20 protein-coding genes and 1 pseudogene are annotated in these 21,877 nt (G+C 33.6%); 13 read left to right on the top strand and 8 right to left on the bottom strand.

All coding sequences use genetic code 11. The features are described from left to right. Positions 1-153: 153 nt before the first annotated feature. From CALHY_RS11095 to CALHY_RS11080, 4 genes are read right to left on the bottom strand one after another with little or no spacing between them, the layout of a single operon-like run. Positions 154-1,176, bottom strand: coding sequence for an aldo/keto reductase (locus CALHY_RS11095; RefSeq protein ID WP_013404042.1), 1,023 nt, complete (start codon positions 1,174-1,176; stop codon positions 154-156). Positions 1,177-1,180: 4 nt separating this feature from the next. After that, a complete protein-coding gene (locus CALHY_RS11090) occupies positions 1,181-2,941 on the bottom strand; it encodes an ABC transporter ATP-binding protein (RefSeq protein WP_013404041.1) in 1,761 nt (586 codons plus the stop codon). A gap of 21 nt (positions 2,942-2,962) precedes the next feature. Further along, complete coding sequence (gene cas6 / locus CALHY_RS11085) at positions 2,963-3,715, bottom strand: CRISPR-associated endoribonuclease Cas6 (protein ID WP_041723453.1); 753 nt, start codon at positions 3,713-3,715, stop codon at positions 2,963-2,965. 17 nt (positions 3,716-3,732) lie between these two features. Further along, the gene (locus CALHY_RS11080; RefSeq protein WP_013404039.1) at positions 3,733-4,710 is read right to left on the bottom strand and encodes a LacI family DNA-binding transcriptional regulator; all 978 of its coding nucleotides are present in this window, start codon (positions 4,708-4,710) and stop codon (positions 3,733-3,735) included. A 237-nt stretch (positions 4,711-4,947) separates the two neighbouring features. On the opposite strand from CALHY_RS11080, the gene CALHY_RS11075 reads away from it, so the two are divergent. The 4 genes from CALHY_RS11075 to CALHY_RS11060 all read left to right on the top strand — a co-directional run bounded on the left by CALHY_RS11075 (position 4,948) and on the right by CALHY_RS11060 (position 9,506). After that, positions 4,948-6,249, top strand: a complete 1,302-nt coding sequence (locus tag CALHY_RS11075) for an ABC transporter substrate-binding protein (protein WP_013404038.1) — start codon at positions 4,948-4,950, stop codon at positions 6,247-6,249. A 78-nt stretch (positions 6,250-6,327) separates the two neighbouring features. After that, positions 6,328-7,203 carry a carbohydrate ABC transporter permease gene (locus CALHY_RS11070; RefSeq protein ID WP_013404037.1) on the top strand — a complete coding sequence of 292 codons (876 nt, stop codon included), beginning with the start codon at positions 6,328-6,330 and terminating at the stop codon, positions 7,201-7,203. Continuing rightward, entirely contained in the window at positions 7,204-8,028 is an 825-nt protein-coding gene (locus tag CALHY_RS11065) for a carbohydrate ABC transporter permease (RefSeq protein ID WP_013404036.1), read from the top strand. It begins immediately after the preceding gene. A gap of 23 nt (positions 8,029-8,051) precedes the next feature. Next, positions 8,052-9,506 carry a glycoside hydrolase family 32 protein gene (locus CALHY_RS11060; protein WP_013404035.1) on the top strand — a complete coding sequence of 485 codons (1,455 nt, stop codon included), beginning with the start codon at positions 8,052-8,054 and terminating at the stop codon, positions 9,504-9,506. A 147-nt stretch (positions 9,507-9,653) separates the two neighbouring features. Here the strand turns inward: CALHY_RS11060 and CALHY_RS14125 are convergent, their stop codons facing one another. Further along, a complete protein-coding gene (locus CALHY_RS14125; protein WP_408605141.1) occupies positions 9,654-9,782 on the bottom strand; it encodes a helix-turn-helix domain-containing protein in 129 nt (42 codons plus the stop codon). Between the two features lie 397 nt (positions 9,783-10,179). Here CALHY_RS14125 and CALHY_RS11055 point away from each other — a divergent pair. The 8 genes and pseudogenes from CALHY_RS11055 to CALHY_RS11020 all read left to right on the top strand — a co-directional run. Next, positions 10,180-10,365 (top strand): annotated as a pseudogene (locus tag CALHY_RS11055) (carbohydrate ABC transporter permease); the annotation flags it as partial. Positions 10,366-10,513: 148 nt separating this feature from the next. Next, entirely contained in the window at positions 10,514-12,706 is a 2,193-nt protein-coding gene (locus tag CALHY_RS11050; RefSeq protein ID WP_013404034.1) for an alpha-galactosidase, read from the top strand. 105 nt (positions 12,707-12,811) lie between these two features. Next, a complete protein-coding gene (locus CALHY_RS11045) occupies positions 12,812-13,120 on the top strand; it encodes a hypothetical protein (protein WP_013404033.1) in 309 nt (102 codons plus the stop codon). A 618-nt stretch (positions 13,121-13,738) separates the two neighbouring features. Continuing rightward, on the top strand, positions 13,739-14,251 hold the full coding sequence (locus CALHY_RS11040) for a transcription repressor NadR (protein ID WP_013404032.1): 513 nt from the start codon (positions 13,739-13,741) through the stop codon (positions 14,249-14,251). Positions 14,252-14,359: 108 nt separating this feature from the next. After that, positions 14,360-14,860 carry a hypothetical protein gene (locus CALHY_RS11035; protein ID WP_013404031.1) on the top strand — a complete coding sequence of 167 codons (501 nt, stop codon included), beginning with the start codon at positions 14,360-14,362 and terminating at the stop codon, positions 14,858-14,860. Positions 14,861-15,206: 346 nt separating this feature from the next. Further along, entirely contained in the window at positions 15,207-16,025 is an 819-nt protein-coding gene (locus CALHY_RS11030; RefSeq protein WP_013404030.1) for a GNAT family N-acetyltransferase, read from the top strand. A gap of 126 nt (positions 16,026-16,151) precedes the next feature. Further along, on the top strand, positions 16,152-16,721 hold the full coding sequence (locus CALHY_RS11025; protein WP_013404029.1) for a hypothetical protein: 570 nt from the start codon (positions 16,152-16,154) through the stop codon (positions 16,719-16,721). Positions 16,722-16,811: 90 nt separating this feature from the next. Continuing rightward, positions 16,812-17,546, top strand: coding sequence for an SIMPL domain-containing protein (locus CALHY_RS11020; RefSeq protein WP_013404028.1), 735 nt, complete (start codon positions 16,812-16,814; stop codon positions 17,544-17,546). A 46-nt stretch (positions 17,547-17,592) separates the two neighbouring features. Here CALHY_RS11020 and hydF read toward each other — a convergent pair whose 3' ends face one another. The 3 genes from hydF to CALHY_RS11005 form a co-directional block, all read right to left on the bottom strand. Continuing rightward, positions 17,593-18,804: a [FeFe] hydrogenase H-cluster maturation GTPase HydF gene (hydF, locus tag CALHY_RS11015; protein ID WP_013404027.1), complete on the bottom strand. Its 1,212-nt coding sequence runs from the start codon at positions 18,802-18,804 to the stop codon at positions 17,593-17,595. A gap of 27 nt (positions 18,805-18,831) precedes the next feature. Then, positions 18,832-20,217, bottom strand: a complete 1,386-nt coding sequence (locus CALHY_RS11010) for an aspartate ammonia-lyase (protein ID WP_013404026.1) — start codon at positions 20,215-20,217, stop codon at positions 18,832-18,834. Positions 20,218-20,375: 158 nt separating this feature from the next. Beyond that, positions 20,376-20,870 carry a ferritin-like domain-containing protein gene (locus tag CALHY_RS11005; RefSeq protein WP_013404025.1) on the bottom strand — a complete coding sequence of 165 codons (495 nt, stop codon included), beginning with the start codon at positions 20,868-20,870 and terminating at the stop codon, positions 20,376-20,378. Positions 20,871-21,040: 170 nt separating this feature from the next. On the opposite strand from CALHY_RS11005, the gene CALHY_RS11000 reads away from it, so the two are divergent. Continuing rightward, positions 21,041-21,856, top strand: coding sequence for an amidohydrolase family protein (locus tag CALHY_RS11000; protein ID WP_013404024.1), 816 nt, complete (start codon positions 21,041-21,043; stop codon positions 21,854-21,856). Positions 21,857-21,877 lie beyond the last annotated feature (21 nt).

The following is a 21,877-nucleotide window of genomic DNA, read 5'->3' as shown; positions in this document are numbered from 1 at the left end:
TAGTTCTGCGTAAATCTTTTCATTCATATTGATTTTATCAAAAAATGAAGAACATTCAATAATCTAAAATTTGCCATAAATTCTTAATTCTTTTATCCAAAAACAAAAAGCCTCATCCCTTAAATTTTCAAGGGAAGAGGCTTGAAGATTAGATTAATCGCCGATTGTTGCTCGAATAATCTCAAGCTTTTTCTCAATCATATCAGGTATTGGCAAATTGTATGGGCATCTTGTTACGCAAACTCCACATTTAATGCAATTTTTTGCTTTTTGATATGCATCATAAAACCAGCCAGACTTTAGAGTATTAAAAGGTAGTCTTTTCATTGCAGAATCTGCATGGAGTATAACCCAAATAGGAATTTGTTGAGGGCATGGTTGACAATAATTGCATCTTCTGCAAAATTCTTTACCAAGCTCTTTTCGTATCCTTTCTATTTCTTTCATTTCATCATCAGTCAAAGGGCTAAGGTTCATTGCTACATTTACGTTTTGTTCTAATTCCTCAATAGTTTCTATTCCAGGGTCAGGTACGACAAATTCTTTTTGCAAGACGTATTTTAAAGATAGAGCAGCGTTTGGAATAACACCGCCACCAACTGGCTTCATTGCAATTATTCCAATATCTTTTTGGAGTGCTAATGGGAAAACTTTTTCTTCTACGTCTGTTTCTATTATGTTATAGCAAAGCTGGATCACATCAAATTTATCTGTATTTATTAACTTTTCAAGAATTTCTGTACTATGGCTTGAAGCGCCAATAAATCTAATGAATCCTTTTTCCTTTGCTTCAACCAATCCCCAGTATGCACCATCTTCAGAAAATACTCTATTGAATGTATCTAAATCATTTATGCCATGTAACTGATAAATGTCAATTTGTTCAACACCAAGATTTTTAAGGCTTATTTCAATATCCTTCAAAATACCTTCTTTTGTTCTATTTTGTGATTTAGATGCTAAATAAACTTTTTTATTGATTCCTTTTAGAGCTTTGCCTATCTTTATTTCACTGTCTGTATATGATCTTGCAGTGTCTATAAGATTTATTCCAAGTTCTATGGCTCTTCTTATTACTTTCACAGCAGACTCCTCATCGATTCTTTGTATTGGTATTCCACCAAATGCTATTGGGAAAACCTCAATATTTGTCCTACCAAGCCTTCTGTATTTCATATTTTTATACCTCCCTTATTAAGCTATCATTTTTATCAATTAACTGCACAGAACACAAATGATAATAAAGTCCTTTTTTAGCAAAAAGCTCTTCATGTGTTCCAACTTCTACAATTTCACCTTCTTTCAAAACTATAATCTTATCAGCTTTTTTGACAGTAGATAGCCTGTGTGCAATAATTAATATCGTCCTTGTTCCTGCTAAATTGTTAATTGCTTTTTGAATCTCATTTTCAGTCTCTGTGTCAACAGATGATGTTGCTTCGTCCAGAATCAAAATAGGTGCATTTTTTAAAACAGCTCTTGCGATTGCAAGTCGCTGTTTTTGGCCTCCAGAGAGCTTTACTCCTCTTTCGCCAATTACTGTGTCATAGCCCTGGGGAAGATTTTGGATAAAGTCGTGTGCACAGGCAATTTTTGCTGCTTGAATTATTTCATCCATGGTAGCATCCTCTTTTCCATATGCAATATTTTGAGCAACTGTTCCGTTGAACAAAAATACATCCTGCATTACCATACTTATATTATCATGCAAAGATTTCAAAGTAACATCCCTTATATCAATATCATCAATCTTGATTACACCTGAATCTGGGTCATAAAAGCGGTTCAAAAGGTACATAATTGTAGTTTTTCCAACACCTGTTGGACCAACAAATGCAACCATCTGCCCTGGAAGAATTTCAAATGATATATTCTTCAAAACTTGAATTTCAGGGTTGTATGAAAATGACACATTTTCAAAGTTAATTTTTCCTTTGACATTTTTAAGTTCAATAGCGTTTTCTTTTTCTTTGATTTGTGACTCTGTTTCAAGAATCTCAAAAACTCTCTCAGCACCTGCCAAAGCTTGCTGAACGTTTTCAATAACTTGAGATAGCTGAGTCACTGGTTGATAGAACATGCTAAGATACAGAATAAATCCAACGATATCTTGCACAGGCACTTTTCCCATCAAGGCCATAAGTCCACCAACAGAAACTACTATCACTGTTCCAACAGAGCTTAGAAAACTTACAGTTGGATGAAATATTGCTGAGAGTTTGAGCGCACTCAAAAGTGCGTGAATGTGTCTGTAGATTTTTTCTTTAATTTTTTTGAGTTCTTTTTCCTGTTTGTTAAAAATCTGTATTTCACGAATACCTGAGAGATTATCTTGCAAGTCAGCGTTTAAATCTGCCAGAGCTCTTTGTGCTTCTCTAAAATTTGGCAAAATCTTTTTAGCAAACACTGTTCCACTTAAAACAAGAAGCGGAATTGGGATTAAAGATAGCGCAGCAAGCACAGGATTTATGATAAAAAGAATAATTGCAACTCCAACAATAATAAAAGCATTTGTAAACAGGTCTGGTACTGCATGAGCAATCAAGACTTCAAAGTTTGCAGTATCATTTACAACTCTTGACATAAGCTGCCCTGTTTGTTTGTCTACAAAGTACCCGAAAGAAAGCTGTTGAAGCTTGCTATAAACCAAAGTTCTCACATGTGCAACTAAATTCCATGCTGCATAATGTGAGAGATAACTATTTAAAAACTGAAATACAATCCTTAAAATGTAAGATAGAATCAATATAAGAGAAATGTTGATTATCATTCTTTTTGCATTTGGGTACTTGCTAATATTTGTAATTATTCCCGTCAAATCCCTCACAAGCCACGGACCAAGAAGGTTTAGTGCTGTGATAGCAAGCATGGAGATACCAGAGACAACAAGATATTTCCAGTATGGTCTTGCCATCTTTACAAGCTTTATCAAATACCCCATTCAATCATCTCCTTGAAAAACTTACTCAATGATTTCAAAAAGTCCAAATCCCTGAGAGTTTTTTGAGCCAAGTCCGCAGTAATATGCCACCTCCATTATTATTGGGTCAGTTTCAATTGTATAAAAACCAAGCCAGCCTTTTATAGGCGTCTTTTTGAAAAGCATGGGTTTAAAGTGTATTTTTTCTTCAATCTTTAGTGGTTTTAGCTCGAATTTAAAACTTTTTTCATCAAAGTCTTTTATTAAAAGCTTGCATTTTTTCATCAGGTTTTGAGAAATGAGATTATAAAACTCATCCTCATATGGAGTAAAAAAGTGCTTGTATTCTGAATTTTCGTTTCTGATTGTTTTGTATGCACACATAGGAGATAGCATTTTTATTTTATGGAAACTTGAAAATTTCGGTTTTCTGAGCATATTTGCAGATGTCACATATAGTATATTATCTTTTAGATAGATTTGATCTTTTTTTAAGAGCCCGGTTGAAAACTTTGTAATAAAATCCTCAACAGGTGAAGAGATTATAAGTGAAACCTTTTTATCAAAGACTATCTTTTTATTTGAGTCATTTCCCACAATTTTAAATGGACCTCCTAAGCGAGAGAATGAAAACAGTTTAAAGTTTTTCAAATCAACCTCATACCCCTTGTCATGTAAAAATGTTGCATAAATTTTATCATCAATGGTATTGTAAATCATGGACTGAACAAAATAGTTGTAATGAATAGGAAGTTCAATTGGTTTTTGTGATTCAAAGTCTACTTTAATGCGCAATGTAACAGTCCCCTTTCTCATGTTGTTTCTCTTTCAATAAGAGAAATAGGCAGAATGTTTTTATTTTCTACTTTTTTGCCTTCTATCAAATTTATCAGAATTTCAATAGATTTTTTTGCAATTTCTTCTTTATTTTGCCTTATTGTTGTTATGGAAGGTTTATACCATGAAGCTATGTTAATGTCGTCAAATCCTATTATTTTTAAATCATCAGGGACGCGTTTTTTAAAAGCCTCTGCAACTTTGATGGCTGTAATTGCTATCATATCACTACTTGCAAAAATACCATCGATAAATGGATTTTTTTCAAACAGATCATTGATTATTTTTTGATACTCCTCCATATCAAATTTATTTAATTTGGTTTCCACAACAACATGCTCAATATTATTTTCAGATACAACTTTCAAAAAGCCATAATATCTATCATTAGCAGGTGTATTTAATTCCAAGGGACCACTAATATGTGCTAAACATTTACATCCTTTTTGAATTAATAAATTAGTTGCTAAAACTGCTCCTGTAAAATTATCTGAGGTTATATAAGGTATATCATCAGATAGATATCTATCTAAGGCTACAATTGGAAAATTCAGATTTTTATAATCTTCTATATCTAATGTGTGACTTCCCATGATTATCCCATCAACTTGATGTCTTTTTAACATGTTTATATATTCTTTCTCTTTTTCTGGATTTAAATATGAATTACAAAGTAGAATTTTGTAGCCGTTTAAGGAAGCATAATATTCAATATATTTAGTAACTTCAGCAAAAAAAGGGTGGGAGACATCAGGAATAATAAGTCCAATAAAATAAGATCTTTTCTTATATAGAGCTCTTGCAATTTCATTTGGTTGATAGTTAAGCTCTTCCATGGCTTTGTAAACCTTTTTACGAGTCTCTTCACTGATATATCCTCTGTTATTTAGAACTCGAGAAACAGTTGTTACAGTAACTCCTGCTCTCTTTGCTACATCCTTTAAACTTGCCATTTTTATTATCTACCTCCATATCTTATTTTATCATTAATTCGCATTAATTTTAAATTTATTATTAAATTTTTGTTGGCTCAGCGGTGTTAGCATAGCAATTACCTCATCAATATTAACCAAATCTGGTTTATGCAAAAATCACTAAAATTTTTGTATGTCAACCGCTTGACATATAATCAAAAGTGATATATACTTAAACTAAATTAAATTTTAATTTCAATGGAGGGTGGTTTTTTGATGAGTTTAAAAAAATTTTTATCAACGATGATAGGTGTTGTGTTAGTTTTCATTTTAGTTTTTGGTATTTATTCATTGAACATTACTGTTTCAAAAGCAGGATCTAAAAAGGTAAAAATAACTTTGATGAGCACAAAGGGTGAAATTAATTCTCAGTTAGAAGACGTAGCAAAAAGTTTTTCCAAAACTTATCCTAATGTAAATTTAGAGATTATTCCTGTTGGCGCAGGTCAGTCACCTTTTGAAAAACTCTCGACAATGTATGCATCTGGTAATGCACCAAGTATTTCTATGATTGATCCTTCAGATGTAGCAAAATTTAAAAGTTACTTTTTAAATCTTACAAAAGAAAAATGGGTAAAAGACGCAATAAATGGCACTTTAGATGATATTACATTTAATGGACAAGTTATGGGTTTTCCTTTTGCCATTGAAGGCTATGGGCTTATTTACAATAAACAAGTAATTGAAAAAACAATAGGGAAATTTAATCCTTCAACAATAAAAACAAGAAATGATTTAGAGAACCTATTTAAAAAACTTCAACAAAAGAAAGTTACACCTATTTTAATATCGCCTTTGGATTGGTCTTTGGGGGCCCATTATCTTGGTATAGCTTATGGTGCTCAGTCAAAAGATATGCAAAAGAATTATGAATTTATTAAAAAATTGAAAACTGGAAAAGTAAATTTGCAAACAAACAAGGTATTTAACGGTTTGTTAGATACATTTGATATGCTTAGAAAGTACAATTATCTAAAGAATTCGCCTTTGGCTGGAACATACGAGCAAGGACCACAATTATTAGCAAATGGAAAAGTTGCTTTTTGGTTCATGGGTAACTGGGCATGGCCACAAATAAAAGATGCAAATCCACAGAATAGCGAATATGGATTTTTACCAGTACCAATAAGCAATGATCCAAATGACTTTTATAACAAAGCAATTGTTGCTGGTCCATCTAAAATCCTTTGTATTGATGCTAAGAATAATAGTAAAGCTCAGCAGTTAGCTGCAAAGCAATTTTTGAATTGGCTTGTGTATAATTCTGATGGACAAAAAGCATGGGTTTATACTTTAAGCATAATTCCACCTTTTAAAAATATTAATTTAACTCCAAATGATCCTCTTGCAAAATCAATTATTAGTTACTTAAAAGAGGGTAGAACTTTTAGAACTCCTATTTTACCTTCTGATCATTGGCCTAAAGTAGGTGCTTCTATGCAAAAATACTTAGCAGGTATAATTAAACGCTCTCAATTATATACAGAAATAAAAAATTATTGGTTAACAGTAAAATAATTAAAAACAAAAAGAAGGATAGTAGATTAAAGTCTGCTGTCCTTCTTTAATTCTTCTTTGTTATGAGGAGGACAGATAATGAAGAATAAGGCAAAAAATGTAGTTAATTATATAATTTTTGCTGGTATAACGACTATGGTATTTTTAACAGTTGTGATTATTCCTTTCTTGTACGGGGTTTATTTAACTTTAACTGATTGGAATGGTATTGAAGCTACAAAAAAGTATATAGGTATTAGGAATTATATTTCGATTTTAAATGATTCTACTTTTTTATATTCTTTTACATTAACTCTAAAATATGTTTTTTTTAGTGTTTTATTTATTAATCTTATAGCTTTTTTATTAGCTTATTTATTAACAAGCGGGATAAAGGGACAAAATGTTTTCAGAATTGCACTTTTTACTCCAAATTTAATAGGTGGTATTGTATTAGGGTTTATATGGCAATTTATTTTTAATAATACCTTACCTTATATTGGTCAAAAAATAGGACTTGGATTGATAAGTAATTCATGGTTAGCAAGTCCTCAGAAGGCTTTTTGGGCGTTAGTGATTGTAACAGTGTGGCAATATTCTGGCTATATGATGATGATTTATATAGCTGGGCTTGTTGGAATACCTCAAGATATAATTGAGGCATCAACTATAGATGGAGCAGGTCAATTAACAAGGATTACTAAAATAATATTGCCCTTATTAGCACCTTCTTTTACAGTATCTGTATTTTTGTCTTTACAAAGAAGTTTCATGGTTTATGATTTGAATCTTGCTCTTACAAAAGGAGGTCCATTTAGAAGTACTGAACTTGTATCAATGCACGTTTATAGCGAAGCATTTCTATCCCAAAATTATGGAATTGGTCAAGCAAAAGCTATAATATTGTTTATTACAGTTGCCATTATAACTTCGATCCAGGTATACCTTAGTAAAAAAGCAGAGGTGGAAGCTTAAATGTCTAAGAAGGTTTATAAAGATTATATTAAATTTTTTATTGTCTTGCTTATTTCTCTTTTATATATATTACCATTTATTGCTGTTATTATTAATTCATTTAAAACAACAAATGATATAATGGCGAATCCATTAAGTTTACCAACAAAGTTTAGTGTATCAAACTATATCAAAGCAGCAGAAAAAATGACCTATTTAAGAGGATTTTTGAATACTTTAATAATTACTTTTTTTAGTATTGGTGGTATTGTAGTGTTTTCTGCAATGACTGCATATTTATTTGTAAGAAAGAAATGGAAATTAAATAGATTGGTATTTAGTCTTATGATAGCTTCTATGATAATACCTTTTCAAGCTATCATGATTCCCTTGGTAAAAATCTATGGAACTCTCAATTTACTTAACAATATGTGGACATTAATTTACATGTATTGGGGATTTGGAGCAGCCTTTGCTGTTTTTATGTATCATGGGTTTATAAAAGGTATTCCTTATGAATTGGAAGAAGCAGCTTATGTTGAAGGTGCAACGGAATTTCAAACTTTTTGGAAAGTAGTATTTCCTCTTTTAAAACCAGTGACTACTACAATTGTGATATTAGATGGACTTTGGATATGGAATGACTTTTTATTACCAAGTCTCATACTGATTTCAGCTGAAAAAAGAACTTTACAACTTTCAACATTTTATTTTTATGGTACCTATACTGCTGATTATGGATTAGCTATGGCAGCATTAATTTTAACGATAACACCTATAATTATTGTGTATCTTATTTTACAGAAAAATATTATTAACGGTATCTTAAAAGGAGCAATAAAATAAATAACAAAATTGGAGTGTCAAATATGGAAAAATTAGATCTACTAAAAAAGGCTAATGACTATGTACAAACGTATAAGAGTAAAGTTAATAAAAAATATCGCTTAAAATTTCATTTAATGGGCGAATGCGGATGGATAAATGATCCGAATGGTTTTGTCTATTATAATGGAGTCTATCACTGCTTTTTTCAGTACAATCCATTTAGACCTTTTTGGCATTCAACTTATTGGGGACACGCAATAAGCGATGATATGATTAAATGGAAATATTTGCCAATTGCTTTAGCTCCTGATATGGATTATGATAAAGATGGTTGTTTTTCAGGAAGTGCAATTGAAAAGGATGGAAAACTATATTTAGTATATACTGGTCACATAAATAAGAATCACAATAATTATATTCAAACTCAATGTCTTGCATTTTCAGAAGATGGTATAACATTCCAGAAATATACTAATAATCCTATTATTGATTTAAATGATTTACCAGATGATTCAAACAAAAAAGATTTTAGAGATCCTAAGATTTTTAAGATGGATGATTATTATTATATGGTGATTGCTTCTCAAGATAAAAAAGGTAGAGGTCAAATTTTACTTTATAAATCGCAAGACCTAATAAAATGGAATTATGTTAATACGATTTTGAAAAATGAAAATATAATTGATGGAGATGTTTGGGAGTGCCCCGATTTATTTTCTCTATGTGATCATGATATTTTGATTCTATCATATCAAAAAAAAGAAGGGGAAAAAGTTCTTAAAAGTGAAAGTATATATTTTGTTGGTAAAATGGATTATGAAAGAGGTAATTTTAAGATTGATTATTACAATAAATTAGATTATGGTAGGCATTTTTATGCACCACAAACAACAGTTGCACCTGATGGTAGAAGACTGATGATAGCATGGATGGATAATTGGAATGTAAAAATTCCCACTCAGCACGGACATAACTGGGCTGGGGCTTTAACTTTACCTCGGCAATTGGAGTATGTAAATAATAAATTAATTACAAAACCTATTTATGAGATTGAAAGATATAAAAAGGAAAGGATTAGTGTGGAAAAGAATATTAATAATGATGAAATAAAGTTAGATTGTTGTAATTTAGATACATTTGAAGTAGACTTTAGTATGAGTTTTAATGAATTGAAGAACATAGATATAGAATTTTATGACAAAGCAAATAATAAAAAACCTTTCTTTATGATGAGTTATAATTCAATATTAAAAAAATTTGAAGTCGAAATTGTTGAATGTGAGGAAATACAACAAGAGTGTATTCCTTCAATTGCTATAGATGATTTATTAAAGATAAAATTATTAGTAGACACTTCGTCAGTAGAGATTTTTCTTAATGAGGGAGAAATAGTTTTTACTTATAGAATTTATCCAGCTGAAAAAATGGATTTTGTCAAGGTACAAATATACGGCCAAGGCAAGATATCCGCAAAAATATATGAAATAAAAATTTGATTTATGCCCCCTTGTTTTAAAAAGTTTTATATAACAAGGGGGATTCCTTTTATTTTTCATTCATAAATATTCTTATTTCATTCAAAGAGAACTCAAAAATTCACTAAGCTTTTTAATTTATTCAGGTGAAAGTTTGGATGTATGTTTCTAAAGTTCTCTGACTTCTGGAGATATTTCAACAATGTCTTCTTTAAAAAATTCTGACAGACTTATATTAAAAGCTTTACACAAATTTCCAATTGTTGAGATAGTAGGTTGTTTTATACCTCTTTCGATGTCCTATAAGTTTGATTGTCCGATATTTACTAAATCTTGCTAATTTATATTGGCCAATTTTGTATCTTTTTCTTAGTTATTTAATTCTTTTTCCTACATCCATATTCTGATCGCTCCTGATCCTACAGTACTTCATTAATAATAAAAATTTATGGAATGAATAACAAAAGAATGCATGATACACAATATATCATTTTTAATTAATTATCTTCCCATATTGAAGTGCGATTGTAAGAATTTCTTTAATATAATTCTTTGCTTGATCATTCAAACTTCACCATTAAAAATAATTATTTCTTTAGAATTTTCAAGTTTAACAAGCAAGTCTTTTGTAATTTTTACAACATCTTTTTGTTTTTCAAAGCAATTTCTATTATGATTTTTTGGGTTCATTAATTTTTTGAATACTCCAGAAAAGTATACAGTACCACTTTTGTTTGCTCAGTTTAAAGGAATATATGTTACAGACTGGGCACTTATGATAGCTGCATCTACGATAGCAATAATTCCTGTTTTGGTTGTTTATTTGCTGGGGCAAAAATATATAATTGAAACTATTGCTTTGACAGGTATAAAAAGTTAGCATACTGTAATTAAATGGTAAAGACATATCAAATATTTAAAAAATATATCAAGATTTTAAATTGCTATAGAAAAAGAAAGTACCTTGATGATATTATTAAAGTTGCGGGATAAAAATTTATAAAGAACATAAAGAAGGGGGCAACAAAATGCCAATAAAATTCAATCCTCAAACATCCATGTTTTTCATAGAAGCAAAGGATACAAGCTATGTAATAAAGCTTTTCAAAGGCAAATACTTAGCACATGTTTATTGGGGAAAAAAAATAAAAGAGTTTGAATGGATGGATATAGACATTACAGCAGGAAGAGTCTTTGGTGCAACGCCAGACCCCAACGATAAAACATATTCTTTTGAGACTATGCCACAGGAATATCCAGCATATGGAAATTCAGATTTCAGGCATCCTGCATACCAAATCGAACAGGAAGATGGCTCTCGCATTACAAACTTAGTTTACAAAACTCACAGAATCTATGATGGAAAGCCCAAACTTGAAGGTCTTCCAACAACATATGTCGAGTCATCTGATGAAGCTCAAACACTGGAGATAGAACTTTATGATGATTTGATTGATTTGAAAGTCACATTGATTTATACAGCCTACAAAGATTATGATGCAATAACAAGAAGCGTAAGATTTGAGAACTTAGGAAAACAAAAACTAAAAATCCTTCGTGCAATGAGTGCATGTGTTGACTTTCCAGAAGGGGATTTTGAACTTTTGCACCTGTGGGGTTCATGGGCAAGAGAAAGATACATAGAGAGAACTCCTCTTATCCACGGAACTCAGATAATTGAAAGTGCAAGAGGTGAAAGCTCACATCAGCACAATCCGTTTATAGCACTTTTATCAAAGGGTGCGACCGAAAAGTTTGGAGATGTTTATGGGTTTTCTCTTGTCTACAGTGGTAATTTTGCTGCAATTGTTGAAAAAGACCAGTACAACCTTGTTAGGGTGACAATTGGTATAAATCCATTTGAGTTCACCTGGGTGTTAGATCCAGGCGAGAAGTTTCAGACACCCGAGGTTGTAATGGTTTATTCACAAGATGGCTTGGGAGGAATGTCTCGCACATACCACAAGCTTTACAGAAAAAGACTTTGCAGAGGAGCATATCGAGACAAGAGAAGACCGATTCTTATAAACAGCTGGGAAGCAGCATATTTCAATTTCAATGAAGAAAAGCTTTTGGCATTGGCAAAAGAGGCAAAAGAGCTTGGGATTGAGCTGTTTGTTTTAGATGATGGTTGGTTTGGTAAAAGAGACGATGATACAAGCTCACTTGGAGACTGGTTTGTTGACAGAAGAAAGCTTCCAAACGGTTTGGACGGGCTTGGGAAAAAGTTAAATGAAATGGGGCTCAAATTTGGACTGTGGTTTGAGCCTGAGATGGTCTCGCCAGATAGTGAGCTTTACAGAAAGCATCCTGATTGGTGCATACAGGTACGAGGAAGGACATTGACACAATGCAGAAACCAGTACGTTTTGGACATCACGAGAGAAGATGTGAGAAAAGAGATTTTAAGGATGATGAAAGAGATTTTAAGAACAGCTCCAATTGAATATATCAAGTGGGACATGAACAGGCCCTTAACAGAAGCTTACTCTCTTGCTCTTCCACCAGAGAGGCAAAAAGAGGTCTTCCACAGATATGTTTTAGGACTTTATCAAATGATGGAAGAGCTTACAACAGAGTTTCCACACATCTTATTTGAAGGATGTTCTGGCGGTGGTGGAAGGTTTGACCCGGGAATTTTGTATTACATGCCTCAAATTTGGACAAGCGATGACACAGACGCAATCGAAAGGCTTAAAATCCAGTTTGGAACAAGCATAGTGTATCCAGCATCAACTATGGGTGCGCATGTATCAATTGTACCAAACCATCAGGTTGGTAGGATAACACCAATGAAGACAAGAGGGGTTGTAGCACTTTCTGGCTGTTTTGGATATGAGCTTGATTTGACAAAACTATCTCAAGAGGATAAAGAAGAGATAAAGAGACAGATTGAACTTTACAAGAGAATTTGGCATATAATATTTGAAGGTGATTTGTACAGGCTAATTTCTCCATTTGAAGAAAATGTAGCTGCTTGGATGTTTGTAACAGAAGACAAAAATGAGGCAGTTGTGTTTTATGTGAATATATTAGGTGAGCCAAATCCGCCAATAAAGAGACTCAAGCTTGACGGGCTTGATCCTGATAAAAAGTATATTATTGAAGGCGATGAAAAGATTAGGTTTGGAGATGAACTTATGAACATAGGAATAATGATTCCACGTACATGGGGTGATTTTAATTCACATATGTGGATTTTAAAAGCTATTTTGGGGTAAAATATTTACAAAATTTTAAATAAAAAAAGAGCTTTCTACTCTTGGTAAAGAGAAGAATAAAATAAAAAGTGGAAAAACAAGAAATTCACACGAGGGGGAACCCGAATGGCTTTAATCAACCTGGAAACGACCCTGCAGCGGGTCTGTACAACGCTTGCCAAATTGACTCCGACGCAAGGTCTGGAGATCCTCTCGTATAAGCGTAATCGAGGGATTACTATTCTGAAGCTTGATGAGAAAACTTTTTTAGTGCGCGAGCGAGGCTATGAAAAGGGCGAGTTCCGCGTTTCAGAATCAGATCTTCCTAAACTGCTCAAATCCCTAATGAAGAGGGAGTTTCCACGGAGCCGCAAGTTACGAATCTACCGGCTCGCCGGTCCAGATGAGATGGAACGACCCCGGAAAAAACTCTGACAGAGAAATGGGCTCCGCAAACCCTTCTTCTTCAGGGGATGGGTAAGCGGCTTTGAGGCCCAAGCTTAAACCCGAAGTATGTTGAGGGGTACCAAGACATCTATGGTAAGACATATAGGATTCCTGTACCAGTTGAAAAGGTTATGCGTTCGTATCCTCGTATTGTCAAACATAAGTTAGGGTGCTGACACAATGAGAGATAAGCCTATGATAGTCACTCAGACACAATTTTGTTTTTAACATCCCTTTTGGTCATCTTTTGCTTCTCATAGGATTGTGGTAGAATAAAAATAATAAATATTTTTAGGATAATAAGTGTTGAAGTGCTTTTAAATTTTATTGCTATATTTAGTTATACTTACAAATGGAAAAAGATACCTGTATTCGTTGATGATTTAAAGAAAGCAAGTCTGAATAACCTCAATAGCTGACCTTCAGACGAAAAAATTGCGAAACATCAGGTGCTAACAAATTCTACAAGACTGAAAATTTTGGCACATATTTTAGTACTTCTACAATATACTTACTACCAGAAGCTTTCAGTATAGGAGATTTATAATAGTAACAGCCATGTTTTTCCTTATAGTGCAAATGCTATACTGAAAAAGGTGGAGAATGATGAGGACGGAAGAGAGAAGGAACAAGATAATTGAGATTTTAAAAAATGCAAAAAAAGCTATATCGGGGACTGAACTTGCTAAACTTTTTGGTGTCACAAGGCAGGTGATAGTGCAGGATATAGCTATTTTGAGAGCTAAAGGCATTAAGATATTGTCTGCCCCTCAAGGTTATATAATAGATCACACGAAAGAAAATTCGATAAAGAGAGTTTTTGCTGTTAAACATGAATGCGAGAGGACAGAAGAAGAATTAAATCTCATAGTTGACAATGGAGGGAAGGTGCTGGATGTAATTGTAGAACATCCTTTGTACGGTGAGTTAAGAGGCCTTTTAATGCTTTCCTCAAGGTATGATGTAAGCAAGTTCATGGAGTTTGTAAAAGAAGGCAAAGCGAAACTTTTGTCTTCGCTGACAGGAGGAGTGCATCTTCACACTGTTGAAGCAGATAGTGAAGAGGTGTTGAATAGGATACAAAAGATATTAAAAGAAAAAGGTTTTTTAATGGAATAATAAATATAGCCACTTAACAAATCTAAGAAGTGGTTATTTTATTTTTGACAGATGTATATACACCTGTGTATACTATGGCTATAAAAATAAAGGACAGGAGGTTTTAGTGTGAGAGCAAGAGAGATTACAATTGGAGGACTTTTGACGGCATTCTCAATACTTATACCCTTAGCCTTGGGAGGAGTATTGGGAGTATTTATACCGCCTTTTTCGGCTACCCTTGCATCTCATGTACCTGTAATGTTGGCAATGCTTATAAGTCCTGCAACAGCACTATTCGTAGGTATTGGGTCTGCAATAGGTTTTCTAATTAAGTTAGGGCCTGTAATAGCGGCCAGAGCGGCAGTTCACGCAGTATTTGGATATGTTGGGGCGAAAGTGATACAAAAAGGATATTCTTTTCCTATTGCTTTGGCGATAACAGTTCCCATACATGCTGTTTTGGAAGCTGTGGTTGTAATGCCTTTTGGGTTTGACTTTTACAAAGCATTTGTTGTTGTGGGAATAGGGACAATGATTCATCATGTGGCAGATTCATTAATTGCAATAGCAGTTTTTTATGCATTAAATCCTATTTTAAGACTAAGGTCTCCAAATGCAAAAAATTAGTTTTTCTGAAAATATTCAATTTTGAGACATTCTTTTTGTGGAAATTATATGAGCGATGGATAAAGAAAAAAAAATTAATTAAACAGAACAATATGCAGTCGAAATCACCTCTTCGTGTTCTTGACACTGATATTTCAAGATTACCTATAGGTGTTGCAGGAATTCTTAAGTAAATGCAATCGAATTTTATTTTGACATCCTAAAGCAGCAAAAAGCTTATAATTTATACAACTTAGAACTATTTTAAGAAAAAGTTTTCCCTACAACCGCTTAACACTATCAAAACTAGTTGATTAGATTTAGGTTTGGTAGTATAATTGTAAAAAAACAGGAAAGTGTGATTTTTATGATAAGAAAACTCTCAAATGCTGATTTTGAAACTCTTATGGATTTTGTCCGAAAGGAAAAAGAGTGGAATATTTTTATAATTGGCGATATCTTGAGTTTTGGTTTTGACTCACCGGTTGTTGAGGTTTGGGGAGAATTTGATATAGTATCTGGAAATTTAAAAGCAGTTCTTCTTCGCTATCGCAGAGATTTGATTTTCTATTCAGATTCTGACAGCTGGGACATTGACTCATTTTGTAACATAATACTTACAACAAAGTGCAAAGTTCTTTCTGGCAAAAAGGATGTTATTATGCCGTTTTTGAAAGCATTGAATGTGCTTAATAAAAGAGAACAACTTTTTATGAAACTTGACAGCAGTGTAGATAAGAATAAATTATCACTTTCTCAGGAAGAATTTGAAAAGGTCAAGGTAATAAATAAGGATAATTTAGAAGAAAACCTTGACAAGCTTGAACTGATAGTATACTTATATCAGTCTATAGAAGAATTTTTAAATCCTTCAACATTTGAACAGCTAAGACAGGATGTTTTGATGGGAAGAAGCAGGATATATTATATAGAAGAAGATGGAATGGTTGTATCATCTGCGCGGACAGGTTCAGAAATTGCAGACATGGCAATGGTTTTAAGTGTTTGCACAATGCACGAGTATCGTTCAAGAGGATATGCTACTATTTGCATGAAAAGACTTTGCAGTGATTTGATAAAAGAAGGAAAGTCACTTTGTTTGTTTTGTGATAACCCTAAAGCTGCTAATATATACAGAAAAATTGGTTTTCAGCAGATTGGCACGTGGGTAACATTGGGATTATAGAGTATTTGTTTCAAACAGACTTAACCACCTGTGACTTTGCAGGTGGTTTTTATTTTTTTAAATTTTTGGTTGCAGTTACATAGATTTAGTGATATAATATAGCAAAATAAAAATGGTGAGCAAACCATGAAAAAATTTGTTCACTTTTCAGTAGTTTTTTTAAGCATAATCTTAGCGCCTATCTTATTTACAATTTTTTCGTTTAGTCTTTTATTTTCACAAGACAGCGGTGTAAAAGAATTCGAAGAAAATTTTAACATAAGACTTCCAAGAGGTACAGTTTCAGAAAAAATATATGACGATTATGGTGGTTTTCACAATGATGGTATGAAACTTTACAAATTTGTTTTTACTCCCAAAGGTATGAAAAGTTTTGTTTCATACATCGAAAAACAAAAAAGCTGGAAAAAGCTCCCTTTAAGTCAAGCATATCAAGCACTAATATATGGCGGAGAAGTTAAAGATTTTTCTGGTAATGTTACAGGATTTGGAGGCTTTGCAAAAGAAGTTGGTCTTCCTAAAATTTCTGAGGGATTTTGGAAAGCAATTGGTGACAGGTCGGTTATCACAGCAAGGTTTATAGATTATGAAAACCTCGATACTAAAACTCTTATCAACCTTAATTCATATGATTTTTGTTTAGCAATCTACGATGCAAAAAATGGAGTGCTTTATATGCTTAAATATAATACATAAATCACAAGATTATTAGAAAGATTTTTTTTGTTGTAGACTCAAGAATTAAATGATATAATGTAATAAAGTAAAAAAATGGAGGTTAAAATTTTGAATAATAAAAATGTTACCTATGTTCTTGTTGCTCTAATTATAGGGATTTCTTTTACAATCTCTTCTTACTTTTTATCAAATGGGCTTATAAATTTGAGGGCAGAAAGAAAAGTCATTACAGTAACAGGTTCTGCAAAAAAACAGCTTCGCTCTGACCTTGTCAAGTGGACGGGTATGTACACTGTTGTGGCAAAAGATTTAAAAGAAGCTTACAAACTTTTAGAAGAAAGTCAAAAGAAGGTGAAAGACTATTTCCTTTCGAAAGGACTTTCTGAAAAGGACTTAATTTTTTCTTCAATTTCAACTCAAACAATATACGAGATGCTTCCAAATGGAATATATTCAACAAAGGTTGATAGCTACAAGCTTTCGCAAAGCATTCAGATTACATCAAAAGATGTAGACAAGATTACAGATCTTTCTCGAAAGTCAACAGAGCTTATAAACTCCGGTGTTCAGTTTGAGTCTATGCCACCTCAGTATTATTATACAAAGCTTGCAGATTTAAAAATACAGATGCTTTCTTTAGCAACAGAAGATTCTGTAAGAAGAGCAAAACAGATTGCAAAGAGCACAGGAAGTCAAGTTGAAAGATTAAAATCTGCTTCTATGGGTGTTTTTCAGATAACTCCGCTTTATTCAACTGAAGTTAGTGACTATGGAATAAATGATACAACATCAGTAGATAAAGAAATAACTGCTGTTGTGAATTGTGAGTTTATAATAAAATAAGTGGCAAAAGGCCCCTTCCAGTTTCCTAGGAAAGTTGGAAGGGGTTTTAATATTCAAACTCAATTCCAAAAGGCTTTAGTGCCCTTGGTAGGATTCCATGCACATATGCAATCATGATACCATAGTTTGTGATTGGCACACCTTGCTGTTTTGCAAGCTCAATTCTAAATAGCATCTCTCGCCTTGTTATCATACACCCGCCACAGTGGATAATCAGTGCATACTTTGACAAATCCTTAGGATAATTGTAGCCAGAAACCCACTCAAAATTTATATCAAATCCAGCTATCTGGCGAAGCCATCTTGGAATTTTAACAGTTCCAATATCATCTGATTGCCTGTGGTGTGTACATGCCTCAGCAATCAAAACTGTATCCCCAGGTTTTAAATCTTTAATTTTCCTGACTCCCTCAACAAACTCCACCAAATCGCCTTTGTATCTTGCAAACAATATTGAAAAAGATGTAAGAGGAATGTCAGGTGGGGTGTCTGCATCAACCTTTAAAAACGCTTGTGAGTCTGTGATTACAATCGCAGGTTTCTTTCCAAGATTTTCAATAGTTTCTTTTAACTCATACTCCTTTGTCACAATTGCAATTGCATCAGAATCTAAAATATCCCTTATTGTCTGCTGCTGGGGCAAAATCAATCTTCCTTTTGGGGCAGCTTTGTCAATTGGTACAACCAAAACTGCAAAGTCACCGGGGTTTATCAAATCTCCTACTATTCGCAAATCCTCACCAACATCTGGAACAAGCTTTGAAAGTGCATTTTTTAGCTCATCAATGCCTTTTAAAGTAACACATGACACAGCTAAAAATGGCATTCCCAAAGTTGATTGCAAAAATGAAAGTTTTTCTTTATAGTTTGGGTCTTTGTCGATTTTATTCAAAACACCAATTCTTGGCACTTTTTTCTCATCAAAGAGGGCTGCAAGCTGCTTTTCATACGTCAAATCATCTATATCAGACACCACTAAGATTGCAATATCTGTTTTGTTTAAAACCTCCAGGGTCTTTTCAACCCTGAGCTTGCCAAGTATGCCTTCATCGTCAATTCCTGCTGTGTCAATCAAAACAACAGGCCCGAGCGGCAAAATCTCCATTGATTTGTAAACAGGGTCGGTTGTAGTGCCCGGCATGTCGGACACAATCGCAATTGGCTGGTTTGTGATTGCATTGATTAAGCTTGACTTACCAGCGTTTCTCTTGCCAAATATAGCTATGTGAAGCCTTTCACTGCGCGGTGTTGTGTTCATCTTAAAGTCAGTCCTTTCCATAATATTTCATTCTTTAAACTTTATAAACTCAAAAGGATTCAAAAGCTCTTGAGCCTCTTTTTCATCCATAATATTTAGCTCTTTGACAACATCTATTATTTGTTTGTTCTCAAGAATAGCCTTTTTTGCAATTTCTGCCGCCTTGTCATATCCAATCTTGTCAATCAAAGTTGCTGCAATAGCAGGAGTCTTTTTTGCATACTCTAAACATTTTTCTTTGTTTGCTGTTATACCATCTATACACTGCTGCCTGAAAATTTTAATACCGTTTTTGAGAATCTTAAGACTTTCAAGAAGATTGTTTGCTATCAAAGGCAAAAAGGCATTCAATTCAAGCTGACCTGCTTGGGCTGCCAATGTTATCGCAAAGTCATTTGCCATCACTTGAAAAGCTATTGTGTTTATAAGTTCTGGTATAACAGGATTTACCTTTCCAGGCATAATGCTTGAACCTGCCTGAACAGCTGGCAGGTTTATCTCATTTAATCCTGTGTTTGGTCCAGAGGAAAGAAGACGAAGGTCATTTGCAATCTTTGAGAGATTCACTGCTAATGCTTTCAAAAGCCCTGAACATTCAACAAAAACATCTGCGTTCTGTGTCGCATCCATGAGATAGTCAGACCTTGCCAAGCCAATTTTGGTTAAGTTTCTTAATATTTCTATCACCTTGAAAATGTATTTCAAAGGTGCGTTTACTCCTGTGCCAACAGCAGTTGCACCAAGATTGACCACTCTGAGCCGCTCTTCCACTTTGTAAAGTCTCCATCTGTCGCGTGAGATGGATTGGGCATATGCACCAAACTCCTGACCAAGTGTTACAGGCAGGGCATCCTGCAGCTGTGTTCTTCCTGCCTTTATTACATCTTCAAATTCATGCTCTTTTTTCTGAAGACTTTTTTGAAGCTCTGCACATTCTTCTGAAAGTTCTCTTACATTCCATATAGTGGCAATTCGCAAGGCTGTAGGGTACACATCGTTTGTTGACTGTGACATATTAACATGGTTGATTGGATGAATTATGTCATACTCACCCGGTTTTCTTCCAATGTGAATTAAGGCTACGTTTGCAATAACTTCGTTTACATTCATATTTGTAGATGTTCCCGCACCGCCCTGGAATCTATCTACAATGAACTGGTCATCATATTTTCCAGCCAGAATTTCGTCACATGCAAAGACAATAGCGTCTTTAATTTTTTCATCCAAAAGACCAACTTCATAATTTGCAATTGCGCACGCTTTTTTGACCATGACAAGCGCTTTTATTAAATCTTTGTCAACGCTCTTTCCAGAGACGTTAAAATTAGCAAAAGCGCGTTTTGTGTGAATGCCATAAAGCTCAAGGTCAGAAAGCTCTACGATTCCCAAAAAGTCTTTCTCAATCCTTGACATTTTACAATTTTCTCCTTATATCTTTTCAAATTGTTTAATTTTTATCATTTATTATACCACAAAAACCAAAAAGAGCTGTCCTTTTTTGGACAGCCCCCTGTTGCTTTTCTTAGATTTATAAACCAGTGTTAAACCTTTATAGCTATTCAAAGTGTGTTTTAAAACACATCCAGTTCTTCCCACTCCTTTTTCATAAGACTGTGGTACCTATCTTTAAAGAATTTTTCATGTTCCTCTTCCCACTTTGCAAGGTGCAAAAGCAAACCCTTTACATTGCTGTCTTCAACCTTTTCAGCAGCGTGTTTGTAAAATGCAGCAAAGTCGCTCTCAATAAGATATGCAAGCCTCAATATTGTAAGGTCTGAAAAATCTGTTTCCAAGATTTTTGAATTGTCGACAAGTATATGTGGGTCAACCATCTTGTTTTGGTCATCTACAACCCATGAGATTGATATAGGTGGTTCTTGACTACCCAGACTTTTTAGAATATTCTCAAGATACTTGTAATGTTCCTGTTCAATCTTTACAAACTCTTCAAAAAGTTTTTTTAGATTTTCATCCTGTAGGCTATTTGCGTAGAAAGAATAAAAGTCTTGCGCATTTTTCTCCATCTTCATTCCAAACTTTAATATGTTCTCAATCTTTTTGCTCATCACAAGGTCTCTCCTTTTATAAAATTTTTGTTCTCAGAGATATTTATACCCAAAAAATCTTTTTCAAACACCGTTTAGAAAACTGAAAATAAAATTAATTTGGATTTTTACAAAAACTTTTGTAAAATTATTCTATTAGGAGATATTTCTTAGCGAAGGGAGAAAATAAAATGATTATAGACTTTCACACCCACTGTTTTCCAGATGAACTTGCACCAAGAGCAATGTCAAAGCTTTCACAAAATTCCGGTATGCCATATTATCATAGCGGCAGCCTGCAAGGTCTGAAAGACTCTTCTAAAAATGCTGGAATTGACATGTGCGTGGTTTTGCCCATTGCAACAAAACCTCAGCAAACAAGGACAATTAACAGATGGGCCTTGTCGGTAATGGAAGAAAACAAGGACATAATTTGTTTTGGCACAGTTCATCCTGAGTTTGATGAGTGGAAAGAAGAGATAAGGTGGTTAAAAGAAAACGGGTTTGCTGGAATAAAATTTCACCCTGATTATCAGGATTTTTTTGTGGATGACAAAAAGATGTATCCAATCTATGATGCAATTTTCCAAAACGACATGATAATGCTTTTTCACAGCGGAGTTGACCCGGCTTTCAGGCCACCTTACCACTGTACACCTAAAAGACTTCAAAGAGTTTTAAAAGATTTTTCGGGTGCAAAGATTGTTGCAGCGCATATGGGTGGATATAGGTTTTTTGATGAGACGCTTGAGTGTTTGATAGGTGAAGATGTGTATTTTGATACATCCTTTTTCTTGGGTGAGGTTGATATACAAAATCCCGAAGAGATTTTTAAAAGTCATGGAATAGATAAGATTTTGTTTGCAACAGACTCTCCATGGAAGGACCAGAAAAGAGAAGTTGAGTATGTAAATAGCTTAAGACTTTCTGAAGAAGAGAAAGAAAAGATTTTTTGGAAGAATGCGCAGCAGCTACTTGGTCTCGAAATTGTCCATAGGGTAAACTAAGATGTTTTGTGTATAGATTAG

Origin of the sequence: Caldicellulosiruptor hydrothermalis 108 (assembly GCF_000166355.1) — a bacterium.
Taxonomy (GTDB): Bacteria; Bacillota; Thermoanaerobacteria; order Caldicellulosiruptorales; family Caldicellulosiruptoraceae; genus Caldicellulosiruptor; species Caldicellulosiruptor hydrothermalis.
Note: the sequence above shows the minus strand (reverse complement) of the source record. Positions and strands in the feature narration are given on the sequence as shown.